The 12,249-nt window shown below is 60.4% G+C and carries 9 protein-coding genes; 5 read left to right on the top strand and 4 right to left on the bottom strand.

The genetic code is table 11. The features are described 5' to 3' along the window. Positions 1-93: 93 nt before the first annotated feature. Positions 94-726, bottom strand: coding sequence for an efflux system transcriptional repressor EmhR (gene emhR, locus WA225_RS14385; RefSeq protein ID WP_038358223.1), 633 nt, complete (start codon positions 724-726; stop codon positions 94-96). 266 nt (positions 727-992) lie between these two features. Between emhR and emhA the strand changes: the two genes are divergently transcribed. From emhA to WA225_RS14360, 5 genes are all read left to right on the top strand, one after another. Continuing rightward, the gene (gene emhA, locus WA225_RS14380) at positions 993-2,150 is read left to right on the top strand and encodes an efflux RND transporter periplasmic adaptor subunit EmhA (RefSeq protein ID WP_422608407.1); all 1,158 of its coding nucleotides are present in this window, start codon (positions 993-995) and stop codon (positions 2,148-2,150) included. Positions 2,151-2,153: 3 nt separating this feature from the next. Further along, entirely contained in the window at positions 2,154-5,303 is a 3,150-nt protein-coding gene (gene emhB, locus WA225_RS14375; RefSeq protein ID WP_422608406.1) for an efflux RND transporter permease subunit EmhB, read from the top strand. Further along, a complete protein-coding gene (gene emhC, locus WA225_RS14370) occupies positions 5,300-6,760 on the top strand; it encodes an efflux RND transporter outer membrane subunit EmhC (RefSeq protein ID WP_422608405.1) in 1,461 nt (486 codons plus the stop codon). Before emhB ends, emhC begins: the two co-directional genes overlap by 4 nt. Positions 6,761-7,202: 442 nt before the next feature. Then, entirely contained in the window at positions 7,203-8,462 is a 1,260-nt protein-coding gene (locus WA225_RS14365) for an OprD family porin (RefSeq protein ID WP_422608404.1), read from the top strand. A gap of 277 nt (positions 8,463-8,739) precedes the next feature. Continuing rightward, the gene (locus WA225_RS14360) at positions 8,740-9,543 is read left to right on the top strand and encodes a methyltransferase domain-containing protein (protein WP_422608403.1); all 804 of its coding nucleotides are present in this window, start codon (positions 8,740-8,742) and stop codon (positions 9,541-9,543) included. A 132-nt stretch (positions 9,544-9,675) separates the two neighbouring features. On the opposite strand, the gene pcaC is transcribed toward WA225_RS14360, so the two are convergent. Genes pcaC through WA225_RS14345 form a run of 3 tightly spaced genes read right to left on the bottom strand, consistent with a single transcriptional unit; the run spans position 9,676 to position 12,247 of the window. Next, a complete protein-coding gene (gene pcaC / locus WA225_RS14355) occupies positions 9,676-10,068 on the bottom strand; it encodes a 4-carboxymuconolactone decarboxylase (RefSeq protein ID WP_007957838.1) in 393 nt (130 codons plus the stop codon). Positions 10,069-10,081: 13 nt separating this feature from the next. Continuing rightward, positions 10,082-10,870: a 3-oxoadipate enol-lactonase gene (gene pcaD / locus WA225_RS14350; protein ID WP_422608402.1), complete on the bottom strand. Its 789-nt coding sequence runs from the start codon at positions 10,868-10,870 to the stop codon at positions 10,082-10,084. 12 nt (positions 10,871-10,882) lie between these two features. After that, a complete protein-coding gene (locus tag WA225_RS14345; RefSeq protein ID WP_422608401.1) occupies positions 10,883-12,247 on the bottom strand; it encodes a 3-carboxy-cis,cis-muconate cycloisomerase in 1,365 nt (454 codons plus the stop codon). Positions 12,248-12,249 lie beyond the last annotated feature (2 nt).

The raw sequence follows: 12,249 nt of genomic DNA, 5'->3' as shown, positions 1-12,249 counted from the left end.
AATGCGTAGCTCGCTACGTATAAACTCCGCACCGCAAACGTATGGATCCGTGCAGGCCGATTGACATAACCTGTGCCAATTACGCATTTTGTTTCATTTGCGCAGGCTGGGGCTCAGGCGCAGCATATCCAACCCTGTATCGACCCAACGCTCGGCCTCGGCATGCAGCTCAAAGCTGTCCGGCGCCAGAAGCCATCCATACAGCAGGCCATCGATGTAAGCGTGAATGCTGATGGCCGCGCGGGCAGTGTCGAGATCTTCCGGCAATTGGCCGCGATTCACCGCATTACGCAGGGTCAGCCCGATGCGCTCATTGCACTCGAGACTGGCCACCCGGCGCTGCTGGCGCAAATCGCACATTTCATCGGTGAACTCGCACTTATGAAACAGAATTTCGTTGATACGCCGGGTCTTCGGGTCCAGAGCAACTTGATGAAACAAATGAATCAGCAATTTGCGCATGCAGCCCAGCGGGTCCAGTTCGTCTTCGCTCTCGCTGGCCTTGGCCAACTCATCCAGCGGCTCATGCAGGCTGTCGAGCATGGCCTGCACCAGATCGGCCTTGTTGCTGAAATGCCAGTAGATGGCGCCGCGGGTGACGCCGGCCATTGTCGCAATGTCGGCCAAGGTCGTACGCGCAACGCCCCTTTCATAAAAGGCTTTCTCCGCCGCTTCCAGAATCTGGCTGCGGGTTTCCTGAGCTTCCTCTTTGGTACGACGGACCATGGCAGTAAAACCTCAAACAGGATGTTTCAGGGATGGCTGAATATCCGCTGAATAAAGAGGGGGCGATCTCTCATGAATCGGCTCCCCGGCCTACAATTTCAAACCTTGCGACGAGTTTTGTAACAGGGTGGGTACGACGCCAAGGTGTTTACAAACAACCATGAACGTAAGTATATTCCTTAGCAAGCTACTTATCCACCCGGTACCCTTTTTTTACCCTTCCACACTTCTTGTGCGCTTTTCGCGCGCCTGACCCGAGGATCTTCATGCAATTCAAGCCAGCTGTTACCGCTCTGGTCACTGCCGTCGCCCTGGCATCGCTGCTCAGCGGATGTAAAAAGGAAGAAGCGGCCCCGGCCGCTCCACCGCCTCAGGTCGGCGTCGTCACCCTGCAACCACAAGCGTTTACCCTCACCTCCGAACTGCCGGGCCGCACCAGTGCGTACCGCATCGCTGAAGTTCGACCGCAGGTCAACGGCATCATTCTCAAGCGTCTGTTCAAGGAAGGCGGCGACGTCAAAGCCGGCCAGCAGCTGTATCAGATCGATCCGTCGGTCTATGAAGCGACCTTGAAAAGCGCCGAAGCCAACCTGCGTTCGACCAAGTCGATCTCCGACCGCTACAAACAATTGGTCGATGAGCAAGCCGTCAGCCGTCAGGAATACGACACCGCCGTGTCCAACCGCATGGAATCGGAAGCGTCCTTGCAGAGCGCGCAGATCAATGTGCGTTACACCAAGGTGTACGCGCCGATCTCCGGTCGCATTGGCCGCTCCTCGGTGACCGAAGGCGCACTGGTCAGCAATGGCCAGGCCGACGCGATGGCGACGATCCAGCAACTCGACCCGATCTACGTCGACGTCACCCAGTCTTCGGTCGAACTGCTGGAACTGCGCCGCGAGCTGGAAAGCGGCCGCCTGCAAAAATCCGGCGACAACGCTGCAGCGGTCAAACTGACCCTGGAAGACGGCAGCCAGTACAAGCTCGACGGTAAGCTGGAATTCTCCGAAGTCACGGTCGACCCGACTACCGGTTCGGTGACCCTGCGCGCAGTGTTCCCGAACCCGGATCACACCCTGTTGCCTGGCATGTTCGTTCGCGCCCAATTGCAGGCCGGTGTCAACGCCGCCGCCATTCTGGCACCGCAACAAGGCGTGACCCGTGACCTCAAAGGCACCCCGACCGCTCTGGTCGTCGGCGCCGACAACAAGGTTGAACTGCGTCAGCTTAAGGCCAGCCGCACCGTCGGCAGCCAGTGGCTGATCGAAGACGGCCTGAAGGCCGGCGATCGACTGATCACCGAAGGGCTGCAATACGTGCGTCCAGGTGTTCAGGTGAACCCGACCGAAGCCACCAATGTCGCGAAAAAGAACCCGGCACCCGCTCAGGCAGCTGATAAAGCCGCCGGCGGCAAAGGGGAGTAATCCATGTCAAAATTCTTCATCGACCGTCCGATTTTCGCTTGGGTAATTGCCCTGGTGATCATGTTGGTCGGGGCACTTTCGATCCTGAAATTGCCGATCAACCAGTACCCGAGCATTGCGCCACCGGCCATTGCGATCTCCGTGACCTACCCGGGCGCTTCGGCGCAAACCGTGCAGGACACCGTGGTCCAGGTGATCGAGCAGCAGCTCAACGGTATCGACAACCTGCGTTATGTGTCCTCGGAAAGTAACTCCGACGGCAGCATGACCATCACCGCGACCTTCGAGCAAGGCACCAACTCCGACACCGCGCAGGTGCAGGTTCAGAACAAGCTGAACCTCGCCACCCCGCTGTTGCCGCAGGAAGTGCAGCAACAAGGTATCCGTGTGACCAAGGCAGTGAAAAACTTCCTCTTGGTGATCGGCGTGGTATCGCGTGACGGCAGCATGACCAAGGACGACTTGTCCAACTACATCGTGTCGAACATGCAGGACCCGATCTCGCGGACCGCCGGTGTCGGTGACTTCCAGGTCTTCGGTGCCCAGTACGCGATGCGCATCTGGCTCGACCCGGCCAAACTGAACAAGTACAACCTGACTCCGGCGGATGTCAGCGCTGCCATCTCGGCGCAGAACGTCCAGGTGTCCTCCGGTCAGCTCGGCGGTTTGCCGGCGCTGCCAGGCCAGCAACTGAACGCGACGATCATCGGCAAGACCCGTCTGCAGACTGCCGAGCAGTTCAAGGCGATTCTGCTGAAGGTCAATCAGGACGGTTCGCAAGTTCGTGTCGGTGACGTCGCCGATGTCGGCCTGGGTGGCGAAAACTCGACCATTTCGGCCCAGTTCAACGGCAAGCCATCTTCCGGTCTTGCGGTAAAACTGGCCAACGGCGCCAACGCCCTCGACACCGCCAAAGCCCTGCGCAAGACGATTGACGAGCTCAAGCCGTTCTTCCCGGAAGGCATGGAAGTGGTGTTCCCGTACGACACCACCCCGGTGGTGACCGAATCGATCAAGGGTGTGGTTGAAACCCTGGTCGAAGCGATCGTGCTGGTATTCCTGGTGATGTTCCTGTTCCTGCAAAACTTCCGCGCCACCGTCATCACCACGATGACCGTGCCGGTAGTATTGCTCGGTACATTCGGCATCCTCGCGGCGTTCGGTTTCAGCATCAACACCCTGACCATGTTCGGTATGGTGTTGGCCATCGGCTTGCTGGTGGACGATGCCATCGTTGTGGTGGAAAACGTCGAGCGGGTGATGAGCGAAGAAGGCTTGTCACCGAAGGAAGCGACCAAAAAGTCCATGGGCCAGATCCAGGGCGCACTGGTCGGTATTGCGCTGGTGCTGTCGGCGGTATTGCTGCCGATGGCGTTCTTCAGCGGCTCCACCGGTGTGATCTACAAGCAGTTCTCGATCACCATCGTCTCGGCCATGGCCCTGTCGGTATTGGTTGCGCTGATCTTCACCCCGGCGCTCTGCGCCACCATGCTCAAGGCGATTCCGAAAGGCGAGCACGGCACACCGAAAAAAGGCTTCTTCGGCTGGTTCAACCGTAACTTCGACCGTGGCGTTCGCAGCTACGAGCGCGGCGTTGGCAACATGCTGTCGCGCAAAGCCCCGTACCTGCTGGCGTACCTGCTGATCGTGGTTGGCATGATCTGGCTGTTCACCCGCATTCCGACCGCGTTCCTGCCGGAAGAAGACCAGGGCGTACTGTTCGCTCAGGTGCAAACCCCGGCCGGTTCCAGTGCTGAACGTACCCAAGTCGTCATCGACGAAATGCGTTCCTACCTGCTGGAGAAAGAGTCCAGTGCGGTGGCCTCGGTGTTCACCGTGAACGGCTTCAACTTCGCCGGTCGTGGGCAGAGCTCGGGTCTGGCGTTCATCATGCTCAAACCGTGGGACGAGCGTGACGCCAGCAACAGCGTGTTTGCCCTCGCCCAGCGTGCGCAGCAGCACTTCTTCACCTTCCGCGACGCGATGGTGTTTGCTTTCGCCCCGCCAGCGGTACTGGAGTTGGGTAACGCCACCGGTTTCGACGTGTTCCTGCAAGACCGTGCCGGTATCGGTCACGACAAGTTGATGGAAGCGCGTAACCAGTTCCTCGGTCTGGCCGCGCAGAGCAAGGTGCTCTACCAGGTACGTCCGAACGGCCTGAACGACGAGCCGCAATACCACCTGGAAATTGATGACGAGAAAGCCCGCGCCCTGGGTGTGAGCATTTCCGACATCAACAGCACCCTGTCGATTTCCTTCGGTAGTAGCTACGTCAACGACTTCATCGACCGTGGTCGTGTGAAGAAGGTGTACGTGCAAGGTCAGGCTGGTGCTCGCATGAGCCCCGAAGACATGAAGAAATGGTACGTGCGCAACAGCGCCGGAACCATGGTGCCGTTCTCCGCGTTCGCCAAGGGCGAGTGGATTTACGGTTCGCCGAAACTGGCGCGTTACAACGGTGTAGAAGCGATGGAGATCCTCGGTTCTCCGGCGCCGGGTTACTCCACCGGTGATGCGATGGCCGAAGTCGAAGCGATTGCCAAGAAGCTGCCGGCGGGTGTCGGTATCTCCTGGACCGGTCTGTCTTATGAGGAACGTCTGTCGGGTTCGCAAGCGCCGGCGCTGTATGCCCTGTCGCTGCTGATGGTGTTCCTGTGTCTGGCGGCGTTGTATGAGAGCTGGTCGATTCCGATCGCGGTGATGCTCGTGGTTCCGCTAGGGATCATCGGTGCGCTGCTGGCCACCAGCCTGCGCGGTCTGTCCAACGACGTGTACTTTCAGGTAGGCCTGTTGACGACCATCGGTCTGGCGGCTAAAAACGCCATTCTGATCGTCGAATTCGCCAAGGAACTGCATGAACAAGGGCGCAGCCTGCGTGACGCGGCGATCGAAGCGTGCCGCATGCGTCTGCGACCGATCATCATGACCTCGCTGGCCTTCGTCCTCGGTGTTGTACCGTTGGCGATCTCCACCGGCGCCGGTTCAGGCAGCCAACACGCAATCGGTACCGGCGTAATTGGCGGTATGCTCACGGCCACGATCCTGGCGATCTTCTGGGTCCCACTGTTCTTCGTTACGGTTTCGTCCCTGGGCCAGCGTAAGATCGCTGACGAGGATGAAACGACTGAAACTCCTAAAGAGGCTGGCCAATGAGCAAGTCGCTACTCTCCATCGCAGTCGCCGCCTTCGTGCTGAGCGGTTGCTCGCTGATACCTGACTATCAGCAGCCTGAGGCTCCGGTCGCAGGTCAGTACCCACAGGGCCCGGCGTACTCGCCGGCCCAGGCACCGGCGCAAGCCGCTGCCGAGCAGGGCTGGAAGCAGTTTTTCCATGACCCGGCGCTGCAACAGCTGATCCAGGTGTCCCTGGAAAACAACCGCGACCTGCGTGTCGCGGCGCTGAACATCGATGCCTATGCGGCTCAATACCGCATCCAGCGCGCCGACCTGTTCCCGGCCGTTTCGGCCAATGCCAGCGGCAGCCGTCAGCGGGTTCCGGCCCGTGCCTCGCAGACCGGTGAAGCGGGCATCACCAGTTCGTACTCGGCCACCGTCGGCATCAGCGCCTATGAACTCGACCTGTTCGGTCGGGTTCGCAGCCTGAGCGAGCAAGCGTTGCAACAGTACTTCGCTACTGAAGAAGCGCGTCGCAGCACCCAGATCAGTCTGGTCGCCAGCGTCGCCAACGCTTACCTGACCTGGCAAGCGGACAAGGAACTGCTCAAGCTGACCCAGGACACCCTCGGTGCCTTCGAAGAAAGCTACAAGCTGACCAGCCGCAGCAACGAAGTCGGTGTGGCGTCGGCGCTGGATCTGGCGCAGTCACGCACCTCGGTGGAAAACGCTCGTGCACAACTGGCGCGTTATACCCGCCAGGTCGCGCAGGACGAAAACAGCCTGACCCTGCTGCTCGGCACCGGTATCCCGGCCAATCTGCAAGCGGCCAAACCGCTGTCGGATGACCTGCTCAGCGACGTACCGGCCGGTCTGCCTTCGGACCTGCTGCAACGTCGTCCGGACATCCTCCAGGCCGAGTACAACCTGAAGGCAGCCAACGCCAACATCGGCGCGGCCCGTGCGGCGTTCTTCCCGAGCATCAGCCTGACCGCCAACGCGGGCAGCCTGAGCCCAGACCTGTCCGGCCTGTTCAAGGGTGGTTCGGGAACGTGGCTGTTCCAGCCGCAGATCAACCTGCCGATCTTCAACGCCGGCAGCCTGCGCGCCAGCCTCGACGCCGCCAAGATCCAGAAGGACATTGGCGTGGCGAACTACGAGAAGTCCATTCAAACGGCCTTCCAGGAAGTCGCCGACGGCCTCGCCGCACGTCAGACCTACACCGAGCAACTGCAAGCGCAGCGTGACTTCGTTCAGGCCAACCAGGATTACTACCGTCTGGCCGAACGTCGTTACCGCATCGGCGTCGACAGCAACCTGACCTTCCTCGATGCCCAGCGTCAGCTGTTCAGCGCGCAACAAGCACTGATCACCGACCGCCTCGCGCAGCTGACCAGTGCGGTCAACCTGTACAAAGCCCTGGGCGGTGGCTGGAATGCGCAAACCGCGCAGAACGAACCACTGAAAGAAGAAGCGCCGAAGATGAAGTTGTTCTGATCATCATCAGGTGAACACAAAGAGCCCACCGCTTGGTGGGCTTTTTGTTGCCTGTCGGAAAGTTGTGGTGTCTGGGCTGGCCCCTTCGCTGGCAAGCCAGCTCCCACAATGTTCTGTGGTGTACCCAACATTGTGAACGACACAAAAACCTGTGGGAGCTGGCTTGCCAGCGATGAGGCCCTCCCATTCACCCAAAACCCCGACCAAATCTTGCGTTCGATAATCGCCCAAAAACCGATTCCGCCGATTGAATCCCCACCACCGCCCCCCGCACCATTCGCTCCACAAAACCAATAACAACAGGTTCGACACCATGCTCCCGCGCCCTGCCCCGTCCGGCTGATTGCCTTCGTTTCACCTCTGAACACTTTTCATGTCTGCACCCCCGAAAACCGGTGGCAGCGCCCCCGTTCGCCTTAAAAAAACAAGAGAGACCCCCGCCATGACAACCTCCCCTGCGCCCTACGCATTCCCCGGCCTGATCGCCCTCGCCCTGGCTGGCGCGGCGCTGCCCGCAGCGGCTGAAGAAGCCGGTTTCATCGAGGGCGCCAAGGTCAACCTCAACCTGCGCAACTTCTACATCAACCGTAACTTCACCAACCCGACCAAGGCGCAGGGCAAGGCTGAAGAGTGGACGCAGAGCTTCATCCTCGACGCCAAATCAGGCTTCACCCAAGGCACCGTCGGCTTTGGCATGGACGTGTTGGGTTTGTATTCGGTGAAGCTCGATGGCGGTAAAGGCACCGGCGGCACGGCGTTGCTGCCGTTGGACCATGACGGTCGCCCAGCGGACAACTTCGGCCGCACCAACGTCGCCTTCAAAGCCAAGCTTTCCCAGACCGAAGTGAAAGTCGGCGAGTGGATGCCGGTGCTGCCGATCCTGCGCTCTGACGACGGCCGCTCGCTGCCACAAACCTTCCGTGGCGGGCAGATCACGTCTAAGGAAATCGACGGTCTGACCCTCTACGGCGGCCAGTTCCGCGCCAACAGCCCGCGTGACGACAGCAGCATGAGCGACATGTCGATGACCGGCAAAGCGGCGTTCACTTCTGATCGCTTCAACTTCCAGGGCGGTGAATACGTTTTCAACGAAAAACGCACACAGATCGGCCTGTGGAATGCTGAACTCAAAGACATCTACAGCCAGCAATACGTCAACCTGATCCACAGCCAACCGCTGGGCGACTGGACGCTGGGCGCCAACCTCGGCTTCTTCTACGGCAAGGATGACGGCAGCGCCCGCGCCGGCGATCTCGACAACAAGACCTGGTCCGGCATGTTCTCGGCGAAGTACGGCGGCAATACTTTCTACGTCGGCCTGCAGAAACTCACCGGCGACAGCGCGTGGATGCGCGTCAACGGTACCAGCGGCGGCACCTTGGCCAACGACAGTTACAACGCCAGTTACGACAATGCGCAGGAACGCTCCTGGCAACTGCGCCACGACTACAACTTCGCCGCCATGGGCGTGCCCGGCCTGACCCTGATGAACCGCTACATCAGCGGCGACAACGTGCACACCGGGACGATCACCGACGGCAAGGAATGGGGCCGCGAATCGGAACTGGGCTACACCGTGCAAAGCGGCACGCTCAAGGACCTGAACGTCAGATGGCGCAACTCGACCATGCGCCGCGACTTCAGCAACAACGAGTTCGACGAGAACCGCTTGATCGTCAGCTACCCGATCAGCCTCCTCTAAACACACATCCCCCCCAAGGAGCGAGCTTGCTCGCGAAAGCGGCGTGACATTCAAAAGAGATGTCGACTGACACAACGCCTTCGCGAGCAAGCTCGCTCCCACATTGAATCTGCGCCACTGGTCAGGAGAAGTGGTGATTTGCCGGGCGGCGGGTAAAGTGACAAAACCTGAAGGACTCAGGTGCTTCACCTTTGCGCTTCCGTCGTCGTAGTCGGTCCTCAAGCTGTGAGCCAGGTTGTCATCGGAAGACACCAACGATCACCGGAGGACCCCCTCAATGATCTCTCGTCTCGCAAAACCCGACTGGGACGCCAAGGCGTACCAGCAGTTTTCCCGTCTCAGGCAACGGCCGGTCAATGAGTTGCTCGACCGTGTCGAAATGCACCACCCACAACGCATTTACGACCTCGGCTGCGGCACCGGCATTGCCACGCAGTTGTTGGCCAAGCGTTGGCCGCGCGCGCAATTGCAGGGGATCGACAGCTCCGCGCAAATGCTTGATGAAGCACGCTGCCTGCCGATCAGGGCACTGTGGAAACACTGCGACCTGCTCGACTGGCAAGCGGAGCAGCCGGCGGATTTGCTGTTCGCCGCCGCCGTGCTGCACTTTATCGATGGCCATGAAACGCTGTTGCCACACCTGCTGGGTTATCTCAACCCGGGGGGCTGTCTGGCGGCGCACATGCCCGACTGGCGCGATGCGCTGTGGTATCGGCTGATGCTCGACACCCTCGAAGACGCCGGCCCCGACGGTACGCCACTGGGCACACCTGAACTGCGCCAGCGCATGGCGGCGCGGCCGTTGTTGGCACTGGAGGATTACTACCGTTTGCTCGCGCCAATGACTACGTCGCTGGATATCTGGGAGACCGAGCAGCTGCAGGTAGTCGACGGCAAATCACCGGTATATGACTGGGTGAAAGTCTCGGCGCTGCGGCCGGTGATGCAGGCGCTGAATTCGGAGGAACAGGCGCGGTTTATCTATCGCTATCTGATGCGGGTGCATCAGCACTATCCGCAAGAGAGCGATGGGCATACGTTGTTTGCGTTCAAGCGGATATTTATTGTTGCCAGGGTTTGAGTGCATGCGCTGATTAACGCATAACGGCGTCTGGCGCTTTCGCGAGCAAGCTCGCTCCCACATTTGTTTTGTGATCGACACAACTCCAATGTGGGAGCGAGCTTGCTCGCGAATGCGTTGTTTCGGGCGCCATCAATCCCGGGATTCGACTCCCAGCTCATCCCAAACCGACTCGGCCAAATGAAACGTCGCATTCGCCGCCGGGATCCCGCAATAAATCGCACTCTGCATGATCACTTCCTTGATCTCGCCACGGCTCACCCCGTTATTGGCCGCCGCACGCAAATGCAGTTTCAGCTCACCTTCGCGGTTCATGCCGATCAGCATGGCGATGGTGATCAGGCTGCGCGTGTGCCGAGGCAGCCCCGGACGCGTCCAGATATCACCCCAGGCGTGGCGGGTAATCATCTCCTGAAACTCCGAGTTGAACTCGGTCAGCGTGGTCAGGCTGCGATCGACATGGGCATCGCCCAGTACCGCGCGGCGCACTTGCATGCCGTCGTCATAACGTTGTTTCTCGTCCACGAAAATCCCCTTATCAGGCGTTTAGAAACGCCAACACGCGATCACTGAAATCAGCACCGGCCTGCACGTTGGACAGGTGCGCCGCGTAGAACTCGGCGTACTCGGCACCGCGCACGTGCTCCTGAATGAAATGCCCGCCGGCCGGTGGCGTCACCGCATCTTCAGTGCCGGCAATCACCAGCAGCGGCACGTTGATCGAAGCCAGTTGCTCGCGGAAATCGGCATCACGCACGGCCGCGCAATTGGCCGCGTAACCTTCAGGCGAAGTGACAGCGAGCATGTCAGTAATCTGCTTGGCCGCCGCCGGATGCGCAGCGGAAAAATCCGGAGTAAACCAACGGGCAATCGATGCATCGCGCAGGGCAACCATCGCCGCCGCGCCATCGCGCAACACGGTGTCGATGCGTGGATTCCACACCGACGGATCGCCGATTTTTGCCGCCGTGTTGCAGACGATCAGCTTGTGCAGACGATGCCCGGCGTTGATCCCCAGCCATTGGCCGATCAGGCCACCCATCGACAGTCCACAGAAATGCGCACGATCGATGTGCAGCGCATCCAGCAAACCCAGCACGTCATGACCGAGCTGCTCAATGCTGTACGGGCCCGGCGTGACCAGCGATTGGCCGTGCCCACGAGTGTCAAAACGCAGCACCCGAAAATGCTCGGTAAACGCCGGCATCTGCGCATCCCACATGTGCAGATCAGTGCCCAGCGAGTTGGACAGCACCAGCACCGGCGCATCGACCGGGCCCTCTATTTCATAGTGCAGTTCGCCATCGGCGAGTTGAACGAAAGCCACAGCCCTCTCCTTTCAGACAGACAATGCGTTGTGTTCGGCCACCGCACGCTCGACCCAGGTTTTCGCCTGACCGAGGTAATGGGCGGGGTTCAGAAGATGATCGAGTTCGGCGCTGCTCAACTCGGCGGTAACCTTGGGTTCGTCACCGAGTACGGCGCGCAAATGGCGCTGCTCGGCCACGGCGCGTTTGCAGCATTGTTCGAGCAGGTGATGCGCAGTGTCGCGGCCAACCCGTTGCGCAAGCACGATGCTCACCGCTTCGGCCAGCACCAGCCCCTGCGTCAATTCAAGGTTGCGAGCCATGCGCTCGGCATCGACTTCCAGGCCGTCGGCCAGCAAGCGAGCCTGTTGCAGCGAACCGGAAACCAGGCAGCAGATTTCCGGCAGGGTTTCCCATTCGGCATGCCACAGACCGAGGCTGCGTTCATGTTCCTGCGGCATCGCGCTGAACAGCGTCGAGACCAGACCCGGCACCCGCGTCGCCGCACCGAGCAACACCGCCGCGCCGACTGGATTGCGTTTGTGCGGCATGGTCGACGAACCGCCCTTGCCCGGTGCCGACGGCTCGAACACTTCGGCCGCTTCGGTCTGCATCAACAGGCTGATGTCGCGACCGAATTTGCCGAGGCTGCCGGCGAGCAAACCGAGCACCGCGCCGAACTCGACCACACGATCACGCTGGGTGTGCCACGGTTGTTCGGGCAAGGTCAGTTGCAGTTCTGCAGCCAGCGCTTCGGCAATCGGCATCGCCTGTTCGCCAAGTGCTGCAAGCGTCCCGGAGGCGCCGCCGAATTGCAGCATCAGCAGACGCGGCTTCAGTTCGCGCAGACGCTGACGGCTGCGAGTCACTGCGCCCAGCCATCCGGCGATTTTCATGCCGAGGGTGACCGGCGTCGCGTGTTGCAGCCACGTGCGTCCGGCCAGCGGCGTCGCTGCATGCCGTTGCGCCTGGGTGGCGAGCGAATCGGCCAATTGCGCCAGATCACTTTCAATCAATTTCAGCGCCTGACGCAATTGCAGCACCAGCCCGGAATCCATAACGTCCTGACTGGTCGCGCCCAAATGCACATAACGTTCAGCCTCGGCATCGGTCGCGGCGATCTGTTTGCCCAGCGCCTTGACCAGCGGAATCGCCGAATTGCCGGCCGTGGCAATCGCCTCGCCCAGTGCTGCGAAGTCATACAGACCAGCGTTGCAAGCCGCCGCAATCGGCGCCACCGCAGCGGACGGAATCAAACCGACCCGCGCCTCGGCCCGGGCCAATGCGCCTTCAAAGTCGAGCATGGCCTGCACGCGGCCCTGATCGCAGAACACTTCGCGCATATCGCGGGCAGTGAAATAGGCATCGAACAATTGATTGCCCGGTCGCTGAGTCATAA

Source organism: Pseudomonas sp., assembly GCF_049300855.1.
Classification (GTDB): domain Bacteria; phylum Pseudomonadota; class Gammaproteobacteria; order Pseudomonadales; family Pseudomonadaceae; genus Aquipseudomonas.
The sequence above is the reverse complement of the archived record's forward strand: the minus strand, read 5'-3'. Positions and strand labels throughout refer to the sequence as shown.

Bases quoted from the DNA above. Each gene is read 5' to 3' on its own strand.
- emhC (WP_422608405.1), top strand. From the start codon at position 5,300: ATGAGCAAGTCGCTACTCTCCATCGCAGTCGCCGCCTTCGTGCTGAGC.
- emhR (WP_038358223.1), bottom strand. From the start codon at position 726: ATGGTCCGTCGTACCAAAGAGGAAGCTCAGGAAACCCGCAGCCAGATT.
- WA225_RS14360 (WP_422608403.1), top strand. From the start codon at position 8,740: ATGATCTCTCGTCTCGCAAAACCCGACTGGGACGCCAAGGCGTACCAG.
- WA225_RS14365 (WP_422608404.1), top strand. From the start codon at position 7,203: ATGACAACCTCCCCTGCGCCCTACGCATTCCCCGGCCTGATCGCCCTC.
- WA225_RS14345 (WP_422608401.1), bottom strand. From the start codon at position 12,247: ATGACTCAGCGACCGGGCAATCAATTGTTCGATGCCTATTTCACTGCC.
- emhA (WP_422608407.1), top strand. From the start codon at position 993: ATGCAATTCAAGCCAGCTGTTACCGCTCTGGTCACTGCCGTCGCCCTG.
- emhB (WP_422608406.1), top strand. From the start codon at position 2,154: ATGTCAAAATTCTTCATCGACCGTCCGATTTTCGCTTGGGTAATTGCC.